Raw genomic sequence first — 24606 nt, forward strand, 5'->3', positions numbered from 1 at the left:
GATGCCTCCGGTGTCTTCCGCCCGTCTGACCGATGTCCCCGCCGAGACGCTCTACCGCCTCCTCTGGCTGCGCGTGAGCGTCTTCGTCGTCGAGCAGGCCGCGGCCTACCCCGAGCTCGACGGCCGCGACCTCGAGCCCGACACCGAACTCTTCTGGATCGAAGACGGCGGACGCGTGCTCGCGACGCTCCGGCTGCTTCGCGACGTCTCGGGAAACGCCCGCATCGGCCGAGTGGCGACCGCGGCCGACGCGCGAGGCCGCGGTCTGTCTGCCCAGCTCATGCGCGCGGCGGTCGAGCGCGCCGTCGAGCGGTGGCCCGGCACCGCGATCGACCTCGACGCGCAGAAGCACCTCGCCGGGTGGTACGGGCGCTTCGGGTTCGAGGTCAACGGACCTGAGTTCTCCGAGGACGACATCCCGCACGTCCCCATGCGCCGCCCCGCCTGAGCCCGGTCAGCGGATGCCGGCCTGCTTCGGCAGTCGAACGAAGAGCAGCAGCACGAGCCCGAAGAGCAACACGACGGCGATGCCCAGCACGCCCCAGATGATGCTGCCGAACCAGGCGATGAACAACGACCACATGGCGGGCGAGAGGAAGCTCGCGACGCGTCCCGTCGTGGCGTAGAGGCCGAAGATCTCGCCCTGCATCCCCGGCGGCGTCACCCGGGCGAGCAGCGAGCGGCTCGCGGCCTGGGCCGGCCCCACGCAGCCCGAGAGGATGAGCCCGGCGATCCAGAAGACGATCGAGCCGGCATCTCGCAGGACGAACAGCAGCACCGCGACGGCGATGAGGCCCGACAGGGTGGCCACGATCACGGAGCGCGCGCCGAAGCGATCGTCGAATCGTCCCGCGACGATGGTCGAGGCGCCGGCGACGAGGTTCGCGGCGATGCCGAAGACCATGACCTCGGTCGCGGAGAACCCGAAGGCGCGTGCGGCGAGGACGCCGCCGAAGGCGAAGACGCCCGCGAGCCCGTCGCGGTAGACCGCGCTCGCGAGCAGGAACCAGAATGTCGGGCGCTCGGTCCGGTAGAGGCGGACGATGTCCGTGACGAGGTGAGCGTACGCGGCGAAGAAGCCGACCTTCTCGGTGTCGTGCGGCGCGGTGCGCTCGGGCACGTTCAGCAGCAGGGGGATGGCGAAGACGATCGTCCACACGCCGCAGCCCACGGCGATGAGCCGGTAGGCGAGACCGTTGCTGGTGTCCATCCCGAACCAATCGGCGAAGGTGAGGGCGACCACCAGTGCGAGGGCGATGATGCCGCCGATGTAACCGAGCCCCCAGCCCAGGCCGCTGACCCGGCCGATCGTGCGGGGCGTCGAGACCTCCACGAGCATGGCGTTGTAGTTGACGCCCGCGATCTCGGAGACGACGGCGCCGAGGGAGAGGACGATCGCGCCGTACCAGAAGAAGGCCGGGTCGGCGAAGGTGAAGAACAGGGCGAACTGCAGCAGCGCGAGGACGACGGTGAAGACCCCGAGCCAGCGCTTCTTGCGCCCCGACCGGTCGGCGGTCTGGCCGAGCACCGGGGCGAGGAGCAGGATCAGGATGCCGGCGGCCGTCGAGGCGACGCCGTAGCCACTCGCCAACTCGGCGAGTGCCGCCTCCTTGACCGGGTCGGTGTCGGGCAGTGCCGCGATGTCGGCGGGAAGGAACGAGTCCGACACGAGGAACAGCGACGCGAACACGAACGTGAGGATGACGGAGTTGAACGGCTGCGTCGCCCAGTCCCACAGCGCCCACGAGACGACGGCCTTGCGGGGGACCGGCTGCTCGTCGACATCGCGACCCTGCATGGCGGCGATGCGTCCGAGCGCCTGCGTGTCGGCTGCGGTCGGCGGCGCGGGCACGCCGCGCGCGGAAGACATCGGGGAGCTGGGCCCATGGGGCGGATCGGTCTCGGGTGACATGCCGGGCACGCTAGAACCTCTCCGTGAACACTCGGTGCCGCCGGCCGGCGGCGGCACGTCGCGTCATCGCGACGGGGCCAGCGTATCCGTCGGGAAGGGGGCCGACGCCCTTTTCAGTCGCGACGCGCGAACCGATAGCCGATGCCGCGCACCGTCTCGATCCAGCGGCCGGTCCGGCCGTCGTCGCCGAGCTTGCGGCGCAGGTTCATCAGGTGGACCTCGACCGCGTGAAGGTCGTGGGGGCTGACGTGCTCGCCGTGCGCGCCGCTCTGCCGTCGGAGCATGAGCGCGATCCACGCTTTCTCGACGACGTCACCGGGACGCTGCATCAGGGCCTGCAGGACGTCGAACTCGGAACGCGTCAGATCGAGGGAGCGTCCGTCGAGCTCGACGCGGCGCGAGCCGGGGCTCAGTCGCAGGCCGCCGGCTTCGAGCCATGCGCCCGGTGCCGCCTCGTTCGCCTGGAGCGTCCGCGGGCGCCGCATGAGGGCGTCGATGCGGGCCCGGAGCTCGTACGGGCGCCAGGGCTTGATGACGTAGTCGTCGGCGCCGCTGCGGAATCCCTCGACGGTCGCCGTCTCGTCGTCGACGGCACTGATGATCAGCACGTATCCGTCGTAGAAGGCGCGGATGCGGCGGACCGCCTCGAACCCGTCGATGCCGTCGAGCTTGACGTCGACGGTGGTCAGGTCTGGACGCACGGCGCGCACCGCGTTGACGCCGGCATGCCCGTCTGCGAAAGCGTGAACGGCGAAGCCGTGCTGCTCGAGGGTCTGGGTGAGCAGGCTTCGGAGGTCGTCGTCATCCTCGATCACGACAGCGGTGCGGGTCATGGTCGTCTCCGGGCGCGACGCAACGCTCGACGACCGCCCATTGCGGGTCCGAGGTCGACGAGAGGCGAGTTCGGGATCACGCTTCTTGTCATGGGTGGACTCAACATATAGCGCGCCCCTGGGAGGAACCGATGATCGTGCCTCAGTCTTTCTCAGGTTTGGCTCAGGTGCACGGAATTGCGCAGCGCGGCGCGATACGGAACTTGATACGCCTTGACTCAAGTTCGCTTGACACCATTTCGGGCCGGGAGTACAGTTGAGTCATCGCGGCTCAGGTTGGGCCGCCGCAGACTTCCGATCCCATAGAACCGCAAGTAAGGAGACAACTCATGGCACGTGCAGTGGGTATCGACCTGGGCACGACGAACTCCGTCGTGGCCGTCCTCGAGGGCGGCGAGCCCAAGGTCATCGCCAACGCCGAAGGGCTCCGTACGACCCCCTCGGTCGTCGCGTTCACCAAGGACGGCGAGGTGCTCGTCGGTGAGACCGCGAAGCGCCAGGCCGTCACCAACGTCGACCGCACGCTGACCTCGGTCAAGCGTCACATGGGCACCGACTGGAAGACCCAGGCGATCGACGGCAAGGCGTACACGCCGCAGGAGATCTCGGCCCGCATCCTCCAGAAGCTCAAGCGCGACGCCGAGCAGTACCTGGGCGACACCGTGACCGACGCCGTCATCACGGTCCCCGCGTACTTCAACGACGCCGAGCGTCAGGCGACCAAGGAGGCCGGCGAGATCGCGGGCCTGAACGTCCTGCGCATCATCAACGAGCCCACCGCAGCCGCCCTGGCCTACGGCCTCGACAAGGGCAAGGAGGACGAGCTCATCCTCGTCTTCGACCTCGGTGGCGGAACCTTCGACGTCTCGCTCCTCGAAGTGGGCAAGGACGACGACTTCTCGACCATCCAGGTGCGCGCCACCGCCGGTGACAACCGCCTCGGCGGTGACGACTGGGACCAGCGCATCGTCGAGTACCTGATCAAGCAGTTCAAGGACACGACCGGTGTCGACGTCTCCGGTGACAAGATCGCCCTGCAGCGCCTCAAGGAGGCTGCGGAGCAGGCGAAGAAGGAGCTCTCGAGCTCGCAGTCGACGTCGATCAACCTGCCGTACCTCTCGCTGACCGACTCGGGCCCCGTCTCGCTGTCCGAGACGCTCTCGCGTGCCAAGTTCGAGGACCTCACCAAGGACCTGCTCGACCGCACGAAGAAGCCCTTCGAGGACGTCATCCGTGAGGCCGGCATCAAGGTCGGCGACATCGACCACGTCGTGCTCGTGGGTGGTTCCACCCGCATGCCCGCCGTCTCGGAGCTCGTGAAGAAGGAAGCCGGCAAGGAGCCCAACAAGGGCGTGAACCCGGACGAGGTCGTCGCCGTCGGCGCCGCCCTGCAGGCCGGTGTCCTCAAGGGCGAGCGCAAGGATGTCCTCCTCATCGACGTCACCCCCCTGAGCCTCGGCATCGAGACCAAGGGCGGCATCATGACGAAGCTCATCGAGCGCAACACCGCCATCCCGACCAAGCGCAGCGAGACCTTCACGACCGCCGACGACAACCAGCCGTCGGTCGCGATCCAGGTCTTCCAGGGTGAGCGCGACTTCACGCGCGACAACAAGCCGCTCGGCACGTTCGAGCTCACCGGCATCGCACCGGCGCCCCGCGGCATCCCGCAGGTCGAGGTCACCTTCGACATCGACGCGAACGGCATCGTGCACGTCTCGGCGAAGGACAAGGGCACCGGCAAGGAGCAGTCGATGACGATCACCGGCGGCTCGTCGCTGCCCAAGGACGACATCGAGCGCATGGTGCGCGAGGCCGAGGAGCACGCGGCCGAGGACAAGAAGCGCCGCGAGGCCGCCGAGGTCCGCAACCAGGCCGAGACCCTCTCGTACTCGATCGAGAAGCTGATCGCCGACAACGCCGACAAGCTCCCCGAGGACGTCAAGTCCGAGGTCCAGGGCGACGTCGACGCGCTGAAGACCGCACTCGCGGGCGACGACGACGAAGCGGTGAAGACCGCGTTCGACAAGCTCAACGCATCGCAGGGCAAGCTCGGCGAGGCCATCTACGCGCAGGGTCAGGCCGACCAGGCGCAGGGCGCCCCGACCGACGCTCCGACCGGCGACGCCGGCGCGACGGCATCCGATGAGGACGTCGTCGACGCCGAGGTCGTCGAAGACGAGGAAGACAAGAAGTAATCATGACCGACAAGGACTTCGAAGAGCCGCACGGCGATGACGAGGTCCTCGGCGAGGAGGGGTCGGACGCCCAGGCGTCCGGCCCCGACGCGCACGGGGCCCCCGGAGCATCGGATGCCGCGGCTGCGGACGACGAACTGACCATCGACGACATCCTCGGCGCGACGCAGTCCGACGAGGCCGCCGTCGCGGAAGCACCCGCCGAAGAGCACGACCTGCTGCTCGACCTCAAGCGCGTGCAGGCCGAGTACGCCAACTACCGTCGGCGTACCGAGGACCAGCGCGAGGCTGAGATCGAGCGCGCCAAGGGCTCGGTCGCGAAGGGCCTGCTGCCCGTGCTCGACGACCTCGACCGTGCCGACAAGCACGGCGACCTCGTCGAGGGATCGCCGCTCGCGGTGATCGCGGACAAGCTCCGCGGGGTGGTGGCACGACTGGGCGTCGAGTCCTACGGCGCCGCCGGCGACGCGTTCGACCCGCAGCAGCACGAGGCGATCTTCCAGGCGCCCACCCCGGGCACGGCCGAGCCGACGATCCTCGAGGTCGTCGAGGTCGGCTACCGCCTCGGCGGCATCGAGCTGCGTCCGGCGAAGGTCGTCGTCGCGGTGCCGGCCGAATAGGAGGCAACGACATGGCCAGTCAGGACTGGTTCGACAAGGACTTCTACAAGGTGCTGGGCGTCTCCAAAGACGTCTCCGACACCGACCTGAAGAAGACCTACCGCAAGCTCGCGCGCAAGTACCACCCCGACTCGACGCAGGGAGACCCCGCGGCCGAGGCGAAGTTCAAGGAGATCAGCGAGGCGTACTCCGTGCTCTCCGACAAGGAGCAGCGCGCGGAGTACGACCAGATCCGGGCGATGGGGTCGGGCAGCGCCCGCTTCACCGCGGGTGGCCAGGGCGCCGGTGGCTTCGAGGACGTCTTCAGCGCCTTCAACCAGGGTGCGCGAGGCGGTGCCGGAGCTCGCGGCGCGGACTTCGACGACATCTTCGCGATGTTCAACCAGCAGACGGGGCGGTCGAGCCGCTTCGGGTCGGGCGGCTTCGGCCGCTCGACCGGGGGCTTCCAGGGCTTCGGCGGCCCGCAGCGCGGTGCGGACGTCACCGCACGGACGACGCTCGACTTCGCCACCGCGGTCCGCGGTGACACCGTCACGCTCCAGGGCGAGGACGGCAAGCCGTTCAAGGTGAAGATCCCGGCGGGTGTGAAGGACGGGCAGAAGATCCGGCTCCGCGGTCGCGGGCGTCCCTCGCCGGACGGCGGTGAATCGGGTGACATCGTCGTGAGCGTCACGGTCCGGCCGCACCCGGTCTTCACGCGCGACGGACTCAACCTTCGCGTGGTGGTCCCGGTGACCTTCACCGAGGCGGCCCTCGGCGCCACGATCGAGGTGCCGACGCTGGGCGGCGACCCCGTCAAGCTCCGGGTCGCGCCCGGCACCCCGTCGGGCCGCGTCCTGCGGGTCAAGGGGCGCGGCGTGAGCACGTCGAAGGGCACGGGCGATCTGCTGGCCGAGGTCCAGGTCGCCGTTCCCGCGCACCTCGACGAAGAGGCCCGAGCGGCCCTCGAACGATTCGCGGAGGTCGAGCCCCGCGAGAACCCCCGCGCCGACCTGATGAACAAGGCGCGCGGCTGACACATTCGTCTCGACCCGTCGCATCCGATCCCCTCGGGCGGACGCGGCGGGTCGCCCGACGACACTCTCGACGCCCAGGAGGTGACCAACCATGGCTGATGACGACATCGACGAGGACGCCCCGATCTTCGCGATCGCGGCCGCGGCGGAGCTCGCGGCCATGCACGCGCAGACCCTCCGGCAGTACGACCGGCTGGGCCTCGTGGTGCCCGGGCGCACGCAGGGAGGGTCGCGTCGATACTCGCTGCGCCACATCCGGCAGCTGCGAGAAGTGGCGCGGATGTCGGCGGAAGGCATCAGCCTGCCCGCCATCGCACGCATCCTGGAGCTCGAGAACGAGGTCGCGGGACTCCGCCGCGAGGTGCGGGACCTCGAGCAGCGTCTGCGCGACGAGATGCAGCAGCGCCCCGGCGCGCGAGTGTTCGCCGCCGGTGCCACGGGCGCCGTCGTGACCCTGCGTCACGGCGCGCGCGTGCGCCGGGCGACCGAGGTCGTGCTCTACCGCCGCCCCTCCGACCCGCCCGCGTCCGCGCAGCCGTAGCCGACCCGACGCGAAGGGGCGTTATCCGACGCGCGCACCGACCATTAGGGTCGGTTCGCGCGTGTGGCGGGGATGTGCGCAGGGGGTCCTGCACAGGCGGGGCGACGGAGATCGGATGTCGAACGGGCTGGGGAGAGCTCGGGGTGGGTGCGGAGGGCCGACAGCCTGGACGAGTGGCACGCACTCCTGTTGAACTCCCCGAGGCGCTGCCGGGTGCCTTCACGGTCGGGACGGCGCGCGCGACCGGAGTGACGCGCGGCAGACTCCGTTCAGCCGACCTGGCCGCGCCCTTCCACGGCATCCGCTCGCGTGCGCCCGTGACGGACGTGCGCGCGCTGGTGACCGCTTATCTGCCGAAACTTCGCGCGGGCGAGCACATCAGTCATGCCACGGCAGTGGCTCTCGTCGGCGGCTGGATCCCCGAGCGGCTGCGCGCGCAGGTGGATGTCGCAGCGCCGCGACCGCTCGGGCGTGCCCGTGGTGTCGGGGTGCGCGGGCACGAAGCTGCCGCGGCGAGTCTGTGGCGATTCGGACCCGTTCCGATCGCGCACCCGGCCGTCGCCTGGTGCCAATCGGCCGAGCTCATGGACGAACGCGAGCTCGTCATCGCGGCAGACTCCCTGATGCGCAGGCATGATCCTGTCTTGTCGATCGAGCAGCTCCGTGGAGCGGTGGCGGAGTGGTCCGGTCGGCGCGGCGTACGCGCGCTCCGACTCGCGTACGAACGCTGCCGGGAACGCACCGACTCGGTTGCGGAGACCGAGCTGCGTCTCGACGCCGAAGACCTCGGAATGACCACCTTCGAGGTCAACGCGGTCATCCGCGATGAGGCCGGGCGCTTCGTGGCCTATGGCGACCTCGTCGACGTCGGGCGGCGCGTGCTCCTGGAGTACGACGGTCAGCAGCACCGGCTCGACGACGCGCAGTACGGCCGCCGATCAGGCGGGGGGGCAAGTCGGCGGGGGGCAAGTGGGCGCGGTCAGGCGGGTGGGAGGCGCAGCGTGTTGGCGGACTCGTCGAGGGTCAGGTCGTCGACGACGCGGAGCGAGCGGGCGAGGTGATCGAGCTCCTCCAGAACCGTCCCCACGCGCTCGCGGTCGCTGCACACGGCCGACAGCGTGACGAGATGGGTTCCCGTGTCCCAGGTGTACGAGACGAACGGGGGAGTCCGCGGGTCAGGCGGCAGCGTCATGACGAGCTTCTCGCCCGCCCCGAGGTAGGGGGAGCGGAAGTCCTCGGTGTCGTCGTACTCCATCGGCATCATCGCTCGCGCGGTGCGCACCTGCGGGGTCGCCTCCTGCATCTGCGCGAGGACGACGAGCAGCTCGGGATCGGCCTTCCACATCCACGCTCGCACGCGCCCGTCGGCTCGGCGCATGAGCATCGGCACCGCCTGGCTCGCGGCCCACGCGGCGAAGCGTCCACCGGGGCGGGGCGCCGCTCCTATCGCGGCGTTCGCCTGGCTCAGCAGCATCCCGATCGCGCGCTTGCGAGCGCGGCGTCCGGAGAATCCGAACGATTCGGTGACGGCAACCCAGCGGGCGGGATCGGCATCGGCTTCGAGTCGGGCCATGACCCCAGCCTAGGGATGCCGCCTGGGTGCGCGCGGGGCGTCGCGCGCAGCGTCCGACGCGGCCCGAGTCGGTTTCCCCCAACGCCGTGCCGCCTCCCGGGAGCCCCTATACCGCTCGGGTAAGCTCGGGGCCGCCGCGTCGGCCACAGCCGGCGGCACGCCGCCGTACAGATTGGGCCTGACCCGTGACCGAATCCACGACGACCGAGGGTGTTCCCGCCGAGAGTTCTCGCGCGCCCCTGACCATCGTGATGGGCGCCGACACGTTCGCCCCCGATGTCAACGGAGCCGCCCGTTTCGCCGAACGCCTCTCCGCCGGCCTCGCCGCCCGCGGTCACGACGTGCACGTCGTGACCCCCAGCGTGAAGCACTCCCAGTCGGGAGTCTTCACCGAGAACATCGAGGGTGCCGACCTCACCGTCCACCGTCTCCCCGGGTGGCGCTGGTACCCGCACGACTGGCTGCGTTTCGTGCTGCCCTGGCGCTCGAAGCACTACGCCCGGCGCGTGCTCGACTCGGTCAAGCCCGACGTCGTCCACAGCCAGTCGCACATCGTCATCGGCCGCGGACTCACGCGCGAGGCGAAGAAGCGCGGCATCCCCGTCGTCGCGACCAACCACGTCATGGCCGAGAACGTCATCGACTTCACGACGCTGCCGCCGTTCCTCGACAAGATCATCATCAAGCTCTGCTGGGACGACGCCAAGCGCACGTTCCTGATGTCGCGCGCCGTGACCACCCCGACGCGCAAGGCCGCGCAGTTCCTCGAGGACACGATCGACATCTCGGGCGTCATCCCGATCAGCTGCGGCATCGACAAGCGCAACTACACCCCCGACCTGACTCCGCGCGAGCACCGCCGCATCCTGTTCGTCGGGCGCCTCACGACCGAGAAGCACGTCGAGGTCACCCTGAAGGCCGTCGCCAAGCTCGCCCCCGAGCTGGACGTCCATTTCGACATCGTCGGCGGCGGCGACCAGCGTCGGAACCTCGAGCAGACCGCGCAGCAGCTCGGCATCACCGACCGCGTCACGTTCTACGGGCGCACCGACGAGGCCGACCTCCGCGCGGCATACACGCGGGCCGACGTCTTCGCGATCGCCTCGATCGCCGAGCTGCAGTCGATCGCGACGATGGAGGCCATGGCCTCGGGCCTGCCCGTCGTGGCGGCGGATGCCGTCGCCCTGCCGCACCTCGTCCAATCGGGTGTGAATGGCTACCTCTTCGAGCCCGGCAACGTCGACGACCTCGCAGACAAGCTGCGGCGCGTGCTGACCGCCTCTCCCGCGGAGTACCTGCGGATGCAGCAGGCCTCACTCGACGGCGTCGAGATCCACGACATCGAGCGCACCCTCGACACGTTCGAGAAGCTCTACCGCGGCGAGCCGCTCGACGCGTGACGATGCGGCTCTTCTTCGACGCGCGCTACATCCGCACCGACTTCCACGACGGCATCAGCCGCTTCTCCCATGAGCTCGCCCACGCGCTGTTCGCGGCGGCGCCCGCCGAGGGTGTCGAGGTCACGTTCATCGTGCACGACCCCGCGCAGCTGCCGTTCCTCCCGGCAGGGGCGCCGCACGTCACGCTGCACGCGCCGACCTCCATGCTCGAGCCGTTCGCGGCGCTGCGGCTGAACCGGCACCGACCCGACGTCGTCTACTCGCCGATGCAGACGATCGGGGCCCTCGGTCGGCGGTTCGCGCTGATCCTCACGCTGCACGACACGATCTACTACCGGCACCGCACACCGCCCCGCGATCTGCCGTGGTTCGTGCGCTTGGGCTGGCGGCTCTTCCACCTCTCGTATGCGCCGCAGCGGGCGACGCTGAACGCCGCAAACGTCGTCGCGACGGTCAGCGAGACGAGCAAGCGTCAGTTCGCCGACGTCAAGCTGACCAAGCGCGAGGTGGTGGTGCTGCCCAACGCTCCGCAGCGTCTCGCCGAGCTGGCGCCCGCGACGGCCATGCCCGGGGCTGCGAAGCCGCAGAACATCGTCTACATGGGCTCGTTCATGCCCTACAAGAACGTCGAGACGCTCGTCCGGGCGATGCAGTGGCTGCCCGGCCGCACGCTGCACCTGCTGAGTCGGATCTCCGACGGTCGACGCGCCGAGCTCGAGGAGCTCGCGCCCGCCGGTGCCCGCATCATCTTCCACGGCGGAGTGACGGATGCCGAGTACGCCGCGCTCCTCGCCGATGCGGGAATGCTCGCGACACTCAGCCTCGACGAGGGGTACGGGCTGCCGATCGCGGAAGCCCTGGCGCTCGGGGTGCCCGCGGTGGTCAGCGACATGGCGATCTTCCATGAGGTCGGCGGCGACGGCGCGCTCTACGTGCCGCCGCGCGACCCGCGAGCCTTCGCCGCGGCCGTCGAGTCACTCGATGACGATGCCGCCCGCGCGGCGCTCGTCGCGGCGGGTCGTGCGCACATCTCCCGATTCACCTGGGCGGAATCGGCGTCGCGACTGCTCGCGGCATCCCGTCGCGCCCGCGCGCGCCGCGACCGCTGACGGCGACCGCGCTCCGGCGCGGTGACCGCTCGCGCTCGCGGTGTGTGGGCGCCGATTCCTCTGCCGGCGGCACGCGTGTCGGGTCGGTGGGGACGCGGCGGTAGCCGTCGCGTGCGACCACCGCGAGCGTGCCTGTCACGGCGGCGATCACGAGGAGGACGAGTGCGAGAAGAAGGATGTCGGAAGGCATGGCAGAAACGCTACGATGAGCGTTATCCTGCCGATACTGGCGGATGAGACGGTATTCGGAGGAATCCTGCCATGCACACGGTCGCTTGCGTCGTCCAGCCCGGGTTCGCGCCCTTCGAGTTCGGTCTCGCGTGCGAGGCGTTCGGTCTCGACCGCAGTGACGAGGGCATCCCGAACTTCGACTTCCGGGTGGTGGCACCCGATCCGGGGGCGGTCCCCGCCAATCTCCCGTTCTCACTCAACGTCGACGCGGGACTCCAGTTCGCCGACGAGGCCGATCTGGTCGTCATCACTCCCATCCCGCGCGAGGCCTGGGACTCCGTGGATAACCGCGTCACAGCCGTCGTCCGACGTGCGGTCGAGCGCGGCGCATGGGTGCTCACCGTCTGCAGCGGAGCCTTCGTGGTCGCGGCATCCGGTGTGCTCGACGGCAAGCGCGCCACGACGCACTGGCGCTACGCCGAGACCATGGCGCAGATGTACCCGCGCATCGAGGTCGACCCCGACGTGCTGTACGTGCAGTCGGACCGGATCATCACGTCTGCGGGTACCGCGGCGGGGCTCGACGCCTGCCTGCACCTGCTGCGCATCGAGCTCGGGGCCGAGGCGGCGAACACGATCGCCCGGCGGATGGTCGTGCCGCCCCTCCGCGACGGCGGGCAGGCCCAGTTCATCGCGCGTCCGCTCCCCGAGGCGGCATCGCTGTCGCTCGCGCCCATCACCGACTGGATGATCGCGAACCTCGACCTCGATCTGTCCGTCGATCTGCTCGCGTCGCGCGCGCACATGTCACCGCGGACGTTCGCGCGCCGATTCAAGGCCGATTACGGGACGACCCCGGCGGCGTGGCTCGGGCGGCAGCGGATCCTGCGGGCGCAGCGGCTGCTCGAGCGGACCGACCTCGGGCTCGACCAGATCGCGGCCGACAGCGGATTCGGCTCGGCCTCCGTCCTGCGGCAGAACTTCGCGCGCGCCCTCGGGCTCAGCCCCTCGGCGTACCGCGCCCGCTTCGCCTGTACGCCCGAGGCGGCGTCGGTGGCCGGGGCTGCGTCGGTGGCCGGGGCTGCGGCAGAGGCCGTAGCGTCCTGAACGACACGATGATAAACTTGAGTCACACAGGCTCAAGTTTGAGCCGAGAGATTTCAGGAGAGATATGAACGCCACACAGCAGCCCGGACAGGAGGAGGCGCAGAGCGCCCTCGAGCAGTTCGGCATCAACCTCACCGACCGTGCCCGGCAGGGCAAGCTCGACCCGGTCATCGGGCGCGACAGCGAGATCCGCCGCGTCAGCCAGGTGCTCACCCGCCGCACGAAGAACAACCCCGTCCTCATCGGCGAGCCCGGCGTCGGCAAGACCGCCGTCGTCGAGGGCCTCGCTCAGCGCATCGTCGCGGGCGACGTCGCCGAGAGCCTCAAGAACAAAGAGCTCGTCTCGCTCGACATCTCCGCGCTCGTGGCCGGCGCCATGTACCGCGGTCAGTTCGAGGAGCGCCTGAAGAGCGTGCTCAAGGAGATCACCGAGTCCGACGGCCGCATCATCACCTTCATCGACGAGCTGCACGTGCTCATGGGCGCGGGCGGCGGCGAAGGCTCGGTCGCGGCATCCAACATGCTCAAGCCCATGCTCGCCCGCGGTGAGCTCCGCCTCATCGGTGCGACCACCCTCGACGAGTACCGCGAGTTCATCGAGAAGGATGCCGCGCTCGAGCGCCGCTTCCAGCAGGTCTACGTCGGCGAGCCGAGCGTCGAGGACACCATCGCCATCCTCCGCGGGCTCAAGGAGCGCTACGAGGCCCACCACAAGGTCGCCATCTCGGACGGTGCGCTCGTGGCCGCGGCATCCCTCTCGAACCGCTACATCCCGGCCCGCCAGCTGCCCGACAAGGCGATCGACCTGATCGATGAGGCCGCGTCGCGCCTGCGCATGGAGATCGACTCGGCGCCGCTCGAGATCGACGAGCTGCGCCGGCACGTCGACCGGCTGAAGCTCGAGGAGCTCGCGCTCAAGAAGGAGAAGGATGCCGCCTCGCGCGAGCGTCTCGACGCCTTGCGTGCGACGCTGAAGGACGAGCAGCAGAAGCTCGACGAGTTGCAGGCGCGCTGGGAGCGCGAGCGGGCGTCGCTGAACCGCGTCGGCGACCTCAAGACGCGTCTCGACGCGGCTCGTGTCGAAGCCGAGCGCGCGCAGCGCGAGGGCAACCTCGAGAAGGCATCGCGGCTTCTGTACGCCGAGATCCCGGCGCTCGAACGCGAGGTCGTCGAAGCGGAGCGCGCCGAGACCGCCGTCGACGGGCCCGAGCGGATGGTCAACGAACAGGTCACCGACGAGGACATCGCCGCCGTGATCGCCGCCTGGACCGGCATCCCCGTCGGGCGCCTGCTGCAGGGGGAGACCGAGAAGCTCGTGCGCCTCGAGTCCGAGCTCGGCAAGCGCCTCATCGGGCAGAAGACCGCCGTCAAGGCCGTCGCCGACGCCGTGCGTCGCTCGCGAGCGGGCATCAGCGACCCGAACCGGCCCACGGGCTCGTTCCTGTTCCTGGGGCCGACCGGTGTCGGCAAGACCGAGCTCGCCAAGGCTTTGGCCGAGTTCCTCTTCGACGACGAACACGCCATGGTGCGCATCGACATGTCGGAGTACGGCGAGAAGCACTCCGTGTCGCGGCTCGTCGGTGCCCCTCCCGGGTACATCGGCTACGAGCAGGGCGGCCAGCTCACCGAGGCCGTGCGCCGCCGCCCGTACTCCGTCGTGCTGCTCGACGAGGTCGAGAAGGCGCACCCCGAGGTCTTCGACGTGCTGCTGCAGGTCATGGACGACGGCCGCCTCACCGACGGCCAGGGCCGGACGGTCGACTTCCGCAACGTCATCCTGATCCTCACCTCGAACCTCGGATCGCCGATCCTCATCGACCCGACGCTGAGCCTCGAGCAGAAGCGCGAGCAGGTGCAGATCCTGCTGCGCCAGGCGTTCCGGCCCGAGTTCCTGAACCGTCTCGATGACACCGTGATGTTCGAGGCGCTGAGCCAGGACGACCTCGCACAGATCGTCGAGCTCTCCGTCGACGCGCTGCAGCGGCGCCTCAAGGACCGGCGTCTCTCGCTCGCGGTCACCCCCGATGCGCGCGCGTGGCTGGCCGAGCGCGGCTACGACCCGGTGTTCGGAGCCCGGCCGCTGCGCCGCCTCATCCAGTCCGAGATCCAGGACCGCCTCGCCATGGCCATCCTGTCGGGCGGGGTGCGCGACGGCGACATCGTCCGGGTCGACGTGGCCGCCGACGGCTCGGCGCTCGTGCTGACGAGTGCCGGTCCCGCGGCGGAGCCTGCCGCGCCGGCAGCCGCCGGAGGGGACGACGACGTGATCGAGGCCGAGCTGCTCGACGACTGATCGCGGCGGCGGCCTGCCCACGACGCCGAGGCGCGCAACCCCGTCGGAGCCGATGACCCTGACGTGAGAGTGTGGACGCATGCGTGCGATCCGGGCCCTGTGGGGCGCCTCACACCCGGGGCCCTCGGTCGTCGTGACGGCTCTGGCTCTGGCGCTCGGACTCGCGGCCGGGCTCGAGCCCTGGCGGCTCGCGGTGCTGGTGGCATCCGTGCTTTTCGGTCAGCTCTCGATCGGCATCTCCAACGACGCGATCGACCGTGAACGCGACCGCGCCGTCGGCCGCACCGACAAGCCTCTCGTCCGCGGTGAGGTCTCGAATCGTGCGGCCTGGATCGCGGCCGGGGGCTCCGCCGTCATCGCGCTCGCTCTCTCGGCGGCGCTCGGATGGGGGATGCTGCTCGCGCACGCCGTGACGATCGTGTCGGCCTGGTCGTACAACCTCGGGCTGAAGTCGACGCCGGTGTCGGTCGTGCCCTTCCTCGTGAGCTTCGGTCTCTTCCCCTCGCTGGCGACGCTCTCGTCACCCGATCCGACGCTCGCGGCGCCCTTCGCTGCTGTGGCGGGTGCTGCGCTCGGGGCGGCGGTGCACCTGACCAACGTCCTGCCCGACCTCGACGACGACCGCGACACCGGTGTGCGGGGGCTGCCGCATCGCCTCGGAGCGCCGGTATCGATCATCATCGCTGTCGCCGGGATCGTCGTCGCCGCGATCGCCGTGCTCATCGGCGGGCGGAGCGAGGGAGTCCTGCCGTGGCTGTTCTTCGGCGTGGTGCTGGTGCTCGCGGTCGCGGTGGTGGTGCGGATGCGGCTCCGCGGTCCCGACCGCACCGGCTTCCGCCTCGTCATGGCCGCGGCTCTCGTGCTCGCCGCGCAGCTGGTGGTGGCTGCGGGCTCGTTGCGCTGAGAACTCAGCGAGCAGCGGCGTCGAGCCCCATCGCATAGGCGTTCGGGACCAGGGAGCCGGTCGCGGCGAGCACGCGCCCGAGCATCCGAGTGCGCACGGCGTCCGCGCCCGCACTCACCGGGCGGCCGAGACGCATGTTGACCGCCGCCAGCCGTCCCGCCGTGCGGGCCGAACGCAGCCGATCGTGCTCCCATCGTGCGAGGGCAGCAGCGGGCTCGGTGCCGCTGCGGACCCAGGCAGCGAGCAGCGGCGCGAGGGTCGCCGCGTCGAGGAGGCCGAGGTTCATCCCCTGTCCTCCGATCGGGCTGATCTCGTGTGCGGTGTCGCCGATCACCGTCACCCGGCCGCGACGCAGGGCCGGTGCGAGCACACGTCGCACGCGGAACCCCGTCGCGCCGGTCAGTGCCTCTGCGGCATCCGTTTCGCCCCGTTCCCGTATCGCCGTGCGCAGCCGCCGCAGCCGCGCATCCGGCTCGTCGAACCCGCCGTCATCCTGCCCGGGCGGCTCGTCCCAGGCGACGAAGCGGCGTCGGCCTCCCGGCAGGGGGAAGGACTCGAGCACCCCCGCTCGCGCGAGGTGAACCACCGCGACGTCGGCATCGGGTCTCCCGGGGACGTCGGCGTCGCTCATGAGGTACCGGTCGGGGTAGCTCGTGCGTCTCACGGCGTTCGGCCGGAACACGAGCTCGCGTGCGCCGACGCCTCCGGCGACCACGACGAGCGGCGCCGACAGTTCGCCGGTCCCGCGAGCACCGGACGTCTCGACCCGTACGTCGGCCGGCCCCGGTGTCACGCGGGTGACGGCGACCCCACGCAGCGGCGACGGCGCACCGAACGCGAGAGCGCGCTCGGTGAGGGCCTGCGGGAGGGTGGCGACATACGGATGCCGCACCGACAGGCGATCGAATCGGACGACGCCGAGCAGTGTTCCGTCGCTGCGGGCCTCGCCGCGCGAGACACGGACCGCGTCCTCGAGGATGCGGTCGGTCGCACCGCCCTCCTCGAGCGCGGCGAGGACGGGAGCGTGCAGCCCGATCGCCCGCGACCCGTCGCCGCTGCGTTCGCGGCGCTCGAGCACCGTGACGTCGACGCCCCGTCGCGTGAGCTCGGCCGCCAGCAGCATCCCCACCGGGCCGGCGCCGACGACGATGACGTCAGGCACGCCCCGCTCCCACGGCGAGCACGCGGAACGGCGCGGGGCGGACGACGTGCCACTCGCCGCGACTCGCGAGCGTCGTCCGCAGCTCTCGGGCACGGTAGCTGCGGCGGATCGAGCGCAGCCCGTCGGTGCGCAGGAAGGTCCCGTGCTGGACCGGCAGGATGGCCGCCGCGTAGAGCGCGTAGGCCGCGCGCCCCCGCTCGATGTCGGCGTGGAGCACGATTCCGCGCGACAGGGCGAGCGAGTCGGCGATGAAGGCGTCGAGCTCGGGCTCGCCGAGGTGATGCAGCACATGGTTCGAGATGACGGCGTCGAAGCGCTCGCCGCTGGCGCGCAGCGCCGTCGAGTCGGTGCTGCGGAACTCCAGGTCGGGCCGGCTGCGCTCGCGCGCGACGGCGAGGGCGCGGGGATCCGGGTCGATCCCGACCCAGCCGACGTCCAGGCCATCCCGTTCCGCGAGCCGCGCGAGCCGCGCGGTGACGTCGCCACCGCCTGACCCGATGTCGAGCACGCGGGCGGGTCGATCCAGACGCGCCAGGGCGGGCCGCAGATGCCGCCGCCACACCGTTCCCCAGCCGCTCACGGCGCGATTGACGAGGTCGAAGCGGCGGAGCGTCTGCGCGAGGGCCTCCGGATCGCAGTCCGGGTCGTCCATCAGCTCGCGCAGCTCGACGTCGCGACGACTCAGGTCCACGATGCGACGGGTTCCGCCCGCACGGCATCCGTCGACGCGGTCTCCGCAGCGCCGGTCTCGGCTCCAGCGGCCACTCCGGCCGTGAGGAGCGCGGCCTCCATCGTGAGTCCGGGGCCGAACGCGAGCGTCGCGATCGTCTCGCCGTCGCGCAGGGTGTCTGCGTCGAGGAGCGAGCGGAGGATGAAGAGGATCGTCGCGCTCGACATGTTCCCGTAGTCCCTCAGCACGGCACGCGATGCCGCGAGGGCATCCGACGGCAGGTCGAGGCCCGATTCGACGCGGTCGAGGACGGCTCGGCCGCCCGGGTGGACGGCCCACGTGTCGACCCGGCCGTCGCCGATCACCTCGGCCACCGCGGCGCGGATCTCGCGCCCGATGATGCGCGGCACCTCGGCCGTCAGCACCATCTCGAAGCCGGCGTCCCCGATCGTCCAGGTCATGTCGCGCTCACCGTCGTCGGTCACCGCGGTCGCGAACCGATCGAGGTCGAGCCACCGCTCTCCGCGACGCGCCGGGTCTGCGCTGACGACCGCCGCCGCGGCGCCGTCGGCGAACAGCGATGCCGCGAGGATCTGGTCGGGGTCGTCGGCGACCCGGAAGTGCAGGGTGCACAGCTCGGCGCAGACCACGAGCACGACGGCGTCGGGCTGGGCGGCGCACATGCGTGCCGCTGCCCGAAGGGCCGGGACGGCGGCCGCGCAGCCGATGAACCCCAGGTGGTAGCGCTCGACGGTCGTGGGAAGGCCGAGGTCGCGCACCAGCCGGTAGTCGGGACCCGGCGCGTACATGCCGGTGCACGAGACGGTCACGACGTGAGTGATCTCCGCCGGCGCGACGGATGCCGCAGACAGGGCCTCCCGCGCCGCGCGCGCCGACAGCTCGGGGGCGAGGGCGATATAGGTGTCGTTGCGTGTGCCCGTCGAGGGCGAGAGCAGTGCCCCGTCGTCGGAGATGACGGGAAGGGCTGCCGGGTCGCCGGCGGCCGGGCCGGCGGCATCCGATCGCGCGCCACCGGGCTCGAGCGCCTCGGCGAGATCGGTCAGCACGGTGTGCCGGGTCTCGATGGCCGAGGCGTCGAACGCCGCGCGGACCAGACGCTGCGACAGCCGTCCGATGCCGGGCTGTGCGGCGAACAGGTCGCGCACGGAGTTCTGGTGAAGCACGGCCGGCGGCACGGCGGTGCCGATCGACAGGATGCGGGCGGTCATGCTTGACGATAACCGGTGCGGCACCGCCGCGGCGCCGGGCTGTCGCACCTCACAGACCTCGTCTATGGTGCGGCCGCCGCCGTGCGAACCGCTGCCGGCGGGCTCAGTCGTCGATGACGACCGACTCGGCCACGGGCCGGCGGGTGCGGGGCGAGAGCTCGCGCTCGCGCACGGCGGCGGGGGCGGCGTCGATGTCGCCGAGGTCGCCGACGGCCATGACGGTGACGGGCGTGAACGGGGCCTCGATGCTGAGCTTCTCGGCGAGGGCTGCGGCATCGAACCCGGTCATCTGGTGGGTGTACAGGCCGTCGGCGTGGGCCTGGACGGTGAAGTGCGCGGCGGCCTGGCCGAGGTCGTAGAGCGCGGTGGGCACGGGCTTGCCGTCGTTCTCGGTCTGCGCGATGAAGACGATGAGGGCGCCCGCGGGGCCGGCCCAGGCCTGGTTGAACTCGACGAGCGTCGACACGACCTTCTCGTGGGTCTGGGTGCCGCGACGAGCGACGACGAAGCGCCAGGGCTGTGCGTTGAAGGCCGACGGGGCCCAGCGTGCCGCCTCGAGGGCGCTGGCGAGGGCGTCCTCGTCGACGGGGGAGACCTCGTCGTACAGGCGCGTGCTCCAGCGGGCGGCGAGGATGTCGAGGACGGGGGCGTCGGTCTCGGCGACGCGCTCTTCGATGAGGGACATGGGATTCTCCCGGGTTCGTGCGGACAGCGTCGGACTCCATCGTCCCGCCACGTGCGAACGACGGCGCGTTCGCCGACATTCCCCGTCACGAGAAACTCATCGCCGTCCTCCGGGCGTGAACCCGGAGGACGGCGATGCGGCGGGAGGGCGGGCGGCCCCGCAGCGGCCGGGTCAGCGGCGCAGGGCCTCGCCGAGCTTGACGCGGGCTCCCATGCGCAGGAGCGAGTTCTCGTAGATCTTGGCGCCGACGAGGATCGCCCCGACGCAGGTCAGGAGCAGGATCGCGAGCGACAGCAGCGGCTCCCACCACAGCGCGTCGCCGAGGAACAGGCGCATCGGCATGCCGACCGGTGCCGAGAAGGGCACGTACGACATGATCCCGAGGATCAGCGGGTTGTTCCACGCGAAGATGACCAGGAAGTACGGCGCCATGACGAGCAGGATGAGGGGCGTCGTCGTCGCTCCGATGTCCTCCTGCCGCGAGACCATCGCGGCGGCGGCGGCGAAGAGCGCGGCGAGCAGCACGAAGCCGAACAGGAAGAACACTGCGAACCAGGCGATGGGGGCGCCGATGCCCGTCAGCAGCGCCGTCTGATCCGTGACCGTCAGCCCGATCACCGCTACCGCGGCGAGGATGAGGATCTGCCCCATCGCCAATACCGTGTTGCCGATCACCTTGCCCGCGAGCAGCGCCCGGACCGGTACGGCCGAGATCAGCAGTTCGACGACGCGCGTCTGCTTCTCCTCGACGACCGACTGGGCGATCGTGGCACCGAAGGTCTGCGCCGAGATGAAGAAGATCGCGCCGAACCCGATCGCCACGATGTAACCGAGGAAGCCAGCGTCGCCGGAGGGGTCGAGCAGCTCGACCTTCGGCAGCTGCGCGAGCGACAGCAGGATGGTGTTCGACACCGACGTGTCGCCGATGACGACGTAGCCGGTGGGGGCCGACGCGTCCGCGACGACCGCGGCGTCGACGTCACCGTCGCGCACCGCGCTCTCGGCGGCCGCGCGGTCGGCGACATCCTTCACGTCGAGGCCGGGCGCGTTCTGGACGTACGAGGCCGCGTCCGGGGTCACCGCGACGGGCGAGCCGCTGTCGTTCCCCGCCGAGAAGCCGCCCCAGATCACGAGCGCGAGCGCGCCGAGGAAGAGGATGGCGAACGAGATGACGAACGACTTGCTGCGGAGCTTCGAGCCGATCTCGCGTTCGGCGACGAGCCAGGTGCTCTGGGCGAATGAGGGGGATGCGGCGCTCACGGGGCGACCTCCTGGATGACTTCGGTGAAGATCTGGGCGAGGGACGGATGCCGCGGCGTGAAGCTCGCGACGTCGCCGTGCTCGACGGCCCGGCGCAGCACGCGCTGCGCGGTCTCGTCGGCATCGACGTCGAACAGGGCGTAGCCGCCGTCGAACTCGACGACCTCGACCCCCGGTTCGGTGCGGAGCCAGCCGGCATCTCCCGTCGAGACGAGCTCGTAGCGGTGCCCCTGGTGCTCGCGGCGGAGCCCGTCGCGGGTGCCGGCAGCGCGGATGGTTCCGCCGGCGATGATGACGAGGTCGTCGCAGAGGCGCTCGACGACGTCGAGCTGGTGCGACGAGAACAGCACGCCGACGCCCTGGGCGGCCCGCGTCTGCAGGACGCCCGCCACGACGTCGACGGCGAGGGGGTCGAGCCCCGAGAACGGCTCGTCGAGGATCAGGACCTCGGGGTCGTGCACGAGGGCGGCGGCGATCTGCGCGCGCTGCTGGTTGCCGAGCGACAGCGTCTCGATGTTGTCGTTGAGGCGCTCGCCGAGTCCGAGCTCTTCGAGAAGGGCGCGGGCGCGCGCCGTGGCATCCGACTTCGAGAATCCATGCAGTCGGGCGAGGTAGACGATCTGCTCGAGCACTTTCATCTTGGGATACAGCCCGCGTTCCTCGGGCATGTACCCGAAGCGGCGCCGGTCGGCGGCCGTCACCGGCGAGCCGTCGAGGGTGACCTCGCCCCGGTCGCGCGAGAGCACGCCGAGCATGATGCGCATCGTGGTGGTCTTGCCCGCCCCGTTGCCGCCGACGAAACCGGTCAGGCGCCCATCGGGCACCCGGAACCCCACGTCGTCGAGCACGCGGTGCGTGCCGTAGTTCTTGGTGATGCCGCTCAGTTCGAGCATTCCGCCTCCTTAGCCGATGTCTCCACGCTAGGGACCGGGCGGGGGCAGGCGGATCCCCCGTACGGCGGATCGTGCCGGGATCCGCCCCGCCCAGCGGGGGAGCCGCGCGGGGGGAGCGGGGTGGGTGAGCCCCGTCAGCGGCGCAGGAACGTGATGACCGGATGCCCGTCGCGGGCGTCCGGGCGCACCTCGGCGGCCACGCCGTAGACGTCGGCGATGAGCTCGGCGGTCAGCACCTCGGCGGGGGCGCCCGCGGCGACGACCCGGCCCGACTGCAGCACCATCACGGCATCGCAGTACATCGCCGCGAGGTTCAGATCGTGGATGGCGACGATGCACGTCACCGGCAGGTCGCAGACGAGTTCGAGCAGGTCGAGCTGATGACGGATGTCGAGGTGGTTGGTGGGCTCGTCGAGCAGCAGTTCGCGCGGCTCCTGCGCCAGCGCGCGGGCGATCTGCGCGCGCTGGCGCTCGCCGCCCGAGAGCGTGTGCCACATGCGGTCGGCCCGATCAGCCAGGCCGACGTGCTCCAGGGCGCGATCGACCGCCGCGGCATCGGCCGCCGGGTCGCCGCCGAAGGTCGTCCGGTGCGGGATGCGCCCGAGGCGCACGATCTCGCGCACGGTGATGTCGACCTCCGTGTCGGCGTGCTGTGTCACGGCGGCCACGGTCCGCGCGACGCGGCGCCGACCGAGGGAGGCCAGGTCTTCGTCGTCGAGGGTCACGAGTCCTGCAGTCGGGCGGACGAGCCCGTGCAGCAGCCGGAGAAGCGACGACTTGCCCGATCCGTTGGGCCCGAGCAGGCCCAGGGTCTGCCCCGGTTCGGGGCGCACGCTCACGCCGTCGACGACGAGCGTGCCCGAGCGCGTCCACGACACGTCGCGTGCGGCGAGGGTCATGCGCGGTTCCTCCGGCGGGCGAGCAGAACGATGAAGACGGGCACGCCGACCAGGGCGGTCCCGACGCCGACGGGCAGCGGCGTGGGCGAGAAGGCGACGCGCGACCCGGCATCCACCCACACCATGAAGATCGCCCCCGCGACGATCGTGGTGGGGATGAGACGCCCGTGGCGCGACCCGACGAGCAGGCGTGCCATGTGGGGCAGGACGAGACCGACGAAGCCGATCGCGCCGGCGACGCTCACGAGGGTGGCCGTGATCAGCGCGGTCGTGACGAGCAGGATGCCGCGCGTGCGTGCGATGTGGATGCCCAGGGAGGCCGCGACCTCATCGCCGAAGACGAAGGCGTCGAGGGCCGAGGCGTAGCGCAGGCACAGCAGGGAGCCCAGCGCGACGACGACGGTGCACAGCACGACGTCGTCCCAGCGGATGCCCTCGAGCGAGCCGAGGAGCCAGAACATGACCCCGCGCGTCTCATCGGCGTCGGCGAACGCGAAGATCACGAGAGACGTGAGTGCCGAGAACAGCTGCGTGCTCGCGACTCCGGCCAGGACGACACGGTCGTTCCCGCCCCCGGCGAGGCGTGCGAGCAGCAGCACCACCGCGAAAGCGACGAGCGCTCCGATGAAGGCCCCGCCGGAGAGGCCGAGCGCGGCGCCGCCGAGGCCGAGCACGCCGATCGCGACGGCACCGGTCGAGGCGCCGGACGAGATGCCGAGGATGAACGGCTCGGCGAGGGGGTTCCGCAGCAGCGACTGCATGATGACGCCGCAGAGCCCGAGCCCCGCACCGCACGCCGCGGCGACCAACGCGCGGGGCAGTCGCTCCTCCCAGACGATCGCGTCTTTCGCGGTCTTGACGGGGATGTCGGTGAGGCCCAGGTGGTTGGTGACGATGTCGCGGACGTTGACGAGCAGGATGTCGGCCGGGCCGAGGGTGATCGCGACGCCGACCGACACGACGAGCAGCAGGATGCCGCCCCCGAGCAACCCGGCCGTGGCGACGGGTCCGCGGGTGCGCACGCTCAGAGCTCGTCCCGGTGCTCGTCCATCCAGCTCTCGATCTTCTCGAGCCCGTCGACGAAGCGGATCGAGGGGTTGAGCTCGGCGCCATGCAGCGCGATGTAGCGCTTGTTGCGCACGGCATCGATCGTGCGCGTTACGGGATCCGACTCGAGGAACGCGATCTTGTCGTCGAGCCGGTCGCCGGGGAAGCGATCGCGTTGCAGATCGCCGAGGACGAGCACCTGCGGATCGCGGTCGACGAGGTCCTCCCAGGTGGTCGCGGGCCAGTCGTCGTCGGCATCGGCGTACACGTTGGCGAACCCGGTGGTCGCCGCGAGCAGCGCAGCCGAGCCGAGCCCGCCGGCGACGTACGGGGTCTTGGTGTCGGCGAACCAGAAGGCGACGGTGGCGCCCGAGGCGTCGATGCCCTCCGTCGCGGCCGCAGCGCGCGAGCGCAGATCGTCGACGAGCTTCTCGGCCCGATCGGAGACGTCGAAGATCCGACCCAGCTCGGTGATCTCCTGATAGAGCGCGTCGACGGTGAGCGGGGTGGTGCGGGTGCCACCGCCGTTGATGCTGACGCCGTTGTCGCAGTCGGTCGGCGAGAGGTAGCTTCCGATGCCCGTCTCATCGAACCGGTCGCGGGTCGCGACGCCGCCCTGCGTGAAGTGTCGTCCGAACGAGGCAGTGACGAAGTCGGGGTCGGCGCCGAGCGTGACCTCGTAGGTGGGGGCGTTGTCGGCCAGGCGGGGCACGTTCTGGTTCGCCTCGGCGAGCGAGGGAAGGATCGGGTCGGTCCACGACGCCGTGCCCACGATGCGGTCCTCCAGCCCGAGCGAGAGCAGGATCTCGGTGGAGTTCTGGTCCAGCGAGACGATGCGCTGGGGCGCCGCGTCGACGGTGATGGAGCGGCCGCAGTTCTCGACCGTCAGGGGGTAGGACGTCTCTCCGTTGCCGGCCGGGCCCGCCGCGCCGGCCGGGACGACCTCCGATGCGCCGCAGCCCGCGAGAGCGAGAGCGGCCAGCGGAACGATGGCGAGACTGGCGAGGAGACGATGACGCACCGCAGAAGGATAGCCTCGCCTAACCAGCATCCGCGAATCGCCGTGTTGGCGGATCCGACCCCC

At 70.8% G+C, this 24606-nt stretch carries 23 protein-coding genes; 11 read left to right on the forward strand and 12 right to left on the reverse strand.

Features of this window, described 5'->3' with window-relative positions; all coding sequences use genetic code 11:
• The first annotated feature begins 1 nt into the window (after position 1).
• Complete coding sequence (locus VC184_RS01755; protein ID WP_282501946.1) at positions 2–448, forward strand: GNAT family N-acetyltransferase; 447 nt, start codon at positions 2–4, stop codon at positions 446–448.
• Between the two features lie 6 nt (positions 449–454).
• Here VC184_RS01755 and VC184_RS01760 read toward each other — a convergent pair whose 3' ends face one another.
• Both VC184_RS01760 and VC184_RS01765 read right to left on the reverse strand, forming a co-directional pair.
• Positions 455–1912, reverse strand: coding sequence for an MFS transporter (locus VC184_RS01760; protein WP_323987132.1), 1458 nt, complete (start codon positions 1910–1912; stop codon positions 455–457).
• A gap of 113 nt (positions 1913–2025) precedes the next feature.
• Positions 2026–2745, reverse strand: a complete 720-nt coding sequence (locus VC184_RS01765) for a response regulator transcription factor (RefSeq protein WP_114589032.1) — start codon at positions 2743–2745, stop codon at positions 2026–2028.
• 329 nt (positions 2746–3074) lie between these two features.
• Here VC184_RS01765 and dnaK point away from each other — a divergent pair, with 329 nt between their 5' ends.
• The 5 genes from dnaK to VC184_RS01790 all read left to right on the forward strand — a co-directional run bounded on the left by dnaK (position 3075) and on the right by VC184_RS01790 (position 8181).
• On the forward strand, positions 3075–4943 hold the full coding sequence (gene dnaK, locus VC184_RS01770; RefSeq protein WP_274178224.1) for a molecular chaperone DnaK: 1869 nt from the start codon (positions 3075–3077) through the stop codon (positions 4941–4943).
• A gap of 2 nt (positions 4944–4945) precedes the next feature.
• Entirely contained in the window at positions 4946–5563 is a 618-nt protein-coding gene (locus VC184_RS01775) for a nucleotide exchange factor GrpE (RefSeq protein ID WP_274178225.1), read from the forward strand.
• A gap of 11 nt (positions 5564–5574) precedes the next feature.
• Positions 5575–6579 (forward strand): DnaJ C-terminal domain-containing protein, encoded by a 1005-nt coding sequence (locus VC184_RS01780; protein WP_112616079.1) that lies wholly within the window; start codon positions 5575–5577, stop codon positions 6577–6579.
• Between the two features lie 91 nt (positions 6580–6670).
• A complete protein-coding gene (locus VC184_RS01785) occupies positions 6671–7120 on the forward strand; it encodes a heat shock protein transcriptional repressor HspR (protein WP_274178226.1) in 450 nt (149 codons plus the stop codon).
• 173 nt (positions 7121–7293) lie between these two features.
• Positions 7294–8181: a hypothetical protein gene (locus tag VC184_RS01790; RefSeq protein WP_323987133.1), complete on the forward strand. Its 888-nt coding sequence runs from the start codon at positions 7294–7296 to the stop codon at positions 8179–8181.
• Here VC184_RS01790 and VC184_RS01795 read toward each other — a convergent pair.
• Positions 8100–8693, reverse strand: a complete 594-nt coding sequence (locus tag VC184_RS01795) for a hypothetical protein (RefSeq protein ID WP_323987134.1) — start codon at positions 8691–8693, stop codon at positions 8100–8102. The two genes, VC184_RS01790 and VC184_RS01795, sit on opposite strands and share 82 nt — an antisense overlap.
• A gap of 251 nt (positions 8694–8944) precedes the next feature.
• On the opposite strand from VC184_RS01795, the gene VC184_RS01800 reads away from it, so the two are divergent.
• From VC184_RS01800 to VC184_RS01820, 5 genes are all read left to right on the forward strand, one after another.
• On the forward strand, positions 8945–10093 hold the full coding sequence (locus VC184_RS01800) for a glycosyltransferase (RefSeq protein WP_407667149.1): 1149 nt from the start codon (positions 8945–8947) through the stop codon (positions 10091–10093).
• Between the two features lie 2 nt (positions 10094–10095).
• Positions 10096–11202, forward strand: coding sequence for a glycosyltransferase (locus VC184_RS01805; protein WP_323987799.1), 1107 nt, complete (start codon positions 10096–10098; stop codon positions 11200–11202).
• A gap of 261 nt (positions 11203–11463) precedes the next feature.
• Positions 11464–12480 (forward strand): helix-turn-helix domain-containing protein, encoded by a 1017-nt coding sequence (locus VC184_RS01810; RefSeq protein WP_323987137.1) that lies wholly within the window; start codon positions 11464–11466, stop codon positions 12478–12480.
• 64 nt (positions 12481–12544) lie between these two features.
• Positions 12545–14773: an ATP-dependent Clp protease ATP-binding subunit gene (locus VC184_RS01815; protein WP_269267039.1), complete on the forward strand. Its 2229-nt coding sequence runs from the start codon at positions 12545–12547 to the stop codon at positions 14771–14773.
• A 79-nt stretch (positions 14774–14852) separates the two neighbouring features.
• A complete protein-coding gene (locus tag VC184_RS01820; RefSeq protein WP_274178230.1) occupies positions 14853–15677 on the forward strand; it encodes a UbiA family prenyltransferase in 825 nt (274 codons plus the stop codon).
• A 4-nt stretch (positions 15678–15681) separates the two neighbouring features.
• On the opposite strand, the gene VC184_RS01825 is transcribed toward VC184_RS01820, so the two are convergent.
• The 9 genes from VC184_RS01825 to VC184_RS01865 form a co-directional block, all read right to left on the reverse strand.
• On the reverse strand, positions 15682–16839 hold the full coding sequence (locus tag VC184_RS01825; RefSeq protein WP_323987138.1) for an FAD-dependent oxidoreductase: 1158 nt from the start codon (positions 16837–16839) through the stop codon (positions 15682–15684).
• Positions 16832–17530 (reverse strand): methyltransferase domain-containing protein, encoded by a 699-nt coding sequence (locus tag VC184_RS01830; protein WP_282501954.1) that lies wholly within the window; start codon positions 17528–17530, stop codon positions 16832–16834. Before VC184_RS01830 ends, VC184_RS01825 begins: the two co-directional genes overlap by 8 nt.
• Positions 17521–18738, reverse strand: a complete 1218-nt coding sequence (locus VC184_RS01835) for a type III polyketide synthase (RefSeq protein ID WP_323987139.1) — start codon at positions 18736–18738, stop codon at positions 17521–17523. Before VC184_RS01835 ends, VC184_RS01830 begins: the two co-directional genes overlap by 10 nt.
• A gap of 103 nt (positions 18739–18841) precedes the next feature.
• Positions 18842–19423 carry a nitroreductase family protein gene (locus VC184_RS01840; RefSeq protein ID WP_323987141.1) on the reverse strand — a complete coding sequence of 194 codons (582 nt, stop codon included), beginning with the start codon at positions 19421–19423 and terminating at the stop codon, positions 18842–18844.
• A gap of 171 nt (positions 19424–19594) precedes the next feature.
• Positions 19595–20683, reverse strand: coding sequence for an ABC transporter permease (locus tag VC184_RS01845; RefSeq protein WP_323987142.1), 1089 nt, complete (start codon positions 20681–20683; stop codon positions 19595–19597).
• Positions 20680–21576, reverse strand: coding sequence for an ABC transporter ATP-binding protein (locus tag VC184_RS01850; RefSeq protein WP_282501956.1), 897 nt, complete (start codon positions 21574–21576; stop codon positions 20680–20682). Before VC184_RS01850 ends, VC184_RS01845 begins: the two co-directional genes overlap by 4 nt.
• Before the next feature lie 134 nt (positions 21577–21710).
• Entirely contained in the window at positions 21711–22475 is a 765-nt protein-coding gene (locus tag VC184_RS01855; protein WP_323987143.1) for an ABC transporter ATP-binding protein, read from the reverse strand.
• Positions 22472–23497 (reverse strand): FecCD family ABC transporter permease, encoded by a 1026-nt coding sequence (locus VC184_RS01860; protein ID WP_258524604.1) that lies wholly within the window; start codon positions 23495–23497, stop codon positions 22472–22474. The genes VC184_RS01855 and VC184_RS01860 overlap by 4 nt, the downstream gene beginning before the upstream one ends.
• 2 nt (positions 23498–23499) lie before the next feature.
• Complete coding sequence (locus VC184_RS01865) at positions 23500–24543, reverse strand: ABC transporter substrate-binding protein (protein ID WP_323987144.1); 1044 nt, start codon at positions 24541–24543, stop codon at positions 23500–23502.
• Between the last annotated feature and the right edge of the window lie 63 nt (positions 24544–24606).

This window comes from Microbacterium plantarum, assembly GCF_035231185.1.
Classification (GTDB): Bacteria; Actinomycetota; Actinomycetes; order Actinomycetales; family Microbacteriaceae; genus Microbacterium; species Microbacterium plantarum.

Bases quoted from the DNA above. Each gene is read 5' to 3' on its own strand.
- VC184_RS01775 (WP_274178225.1), top strand. From the start codon at position 4,946: ATGACCGACAAGGACTTCGAAGAGCCGCACGGCGATGACGAGGTCCTC.
- VC184_RS01760 (WP_323987132.1), bottom strand. From the start codon at position 1,912: ATGTCACCCGAGACCGATCCGCCCCATGGGCCCAGCTCCCCGATGTCT.
- VC184_RS01800 (WP_407667149.1), top strand. From the start codon at position 8,945: ATGGGCGCCGACACGTTCGCCCCCGATGTCAACGGAGCCGCCCGTTTC.
- VC184_RS01835 (WP_323987139.1), bottom strand. From the start codon at position 18,738: ATGACCGCCCGCATCCTGTCGATCGGCACCGCCGTGCCGCCGGCCGTG.
- VC184_RS01810 (WP_323987137.1), top strand. From the start codon at position 11,464: ATGCACACGGTCGCTTGCGTCGTCCAGCCCGGGTTCGCGCCCTTCGAG.
- VC184_RS01765 (WP_114589032.1), bottom strand. From the start codon at position 2,745: ATGACCCGCACCGCTGTCGTGATCGAGGATGACGACGACCTCCGAAGC.
- VC184_RS01780 (WP_112616079.1), top strand. From the start codon at position 5,575: ATGGCCAGTCAGGACTGGTTCGACAAGGACTTCTACAAGGTGCTGGGC.
- VC184_RS01785 (WP_274178226.1), top strand. From the start codon at position 6,671: ATGGCTGATGACGACATCGACGAGGACGCCCCGATCTTCGCGATCGCG.
- VC184_RS01755 (WP_282501946.1), top strand. From the start codon at position 2: ATGCCTCCGGTGTCTTCCGCCCGTCTGACCGATGTCCCCGCCGAGACG.
- VC184_RS01820 (WP_274178230.1), top strand. From the start codon at position 14,853: ATGCGTGCGATCCGGGCCCTGTGGGGCGCCTCACACCCGGGGCCCTCG.
- dnaK (WP_274178224.1), top strand. From the start codon at position 3,075: ATGGCACGTGCAGTGGGTATCGACCTGGGCACGACGAACTCCGTCGTG.
- VC184_RS01815 (WP_269267039.1), top strand. From the start codon at position 12,545: ATGAACGCCACACAGCAGCCCGGACAGGAGGAGGCGCAGAGCGCCCTC.
- VC184_RS01805 (WP_323987799.1), top strand. From the start codon at position 10,096: ATGCGGCTCTTCTTCGACGCGCGCTACATCCGCACCGACTTCCACGAC.
- VC184_RS01795 (WP_323987134.1), bottom strand. From the start codon at position 8,693: ATGGCCCGACTCGAAGCCGATGCCGATCCCGCCCGCTGGGTTGCCGTC.
- VC184_RS01840 (WP_323987141.1), bottom strand. From the start codon at position 19,423: ATGTCCCTCATCGAAGAGCGCGTCGCCGAGACCGACGCCCCCGTCCTC.
- VC184_RS01850 (WP_282501956.1), bottom strand. From the start codon at position 21,576: ATGCTCGAACTGAGCGGCATCACCAAGAACTACGGCACGCACCGCGTG.
- VC184_RS01855 (WP_323987143.1), bottom strand. From the start codon at position 22,475: ATGACCCTCGCCGCACGCGACGTGTCGTGGACGCGCTCGGGCACGCTC.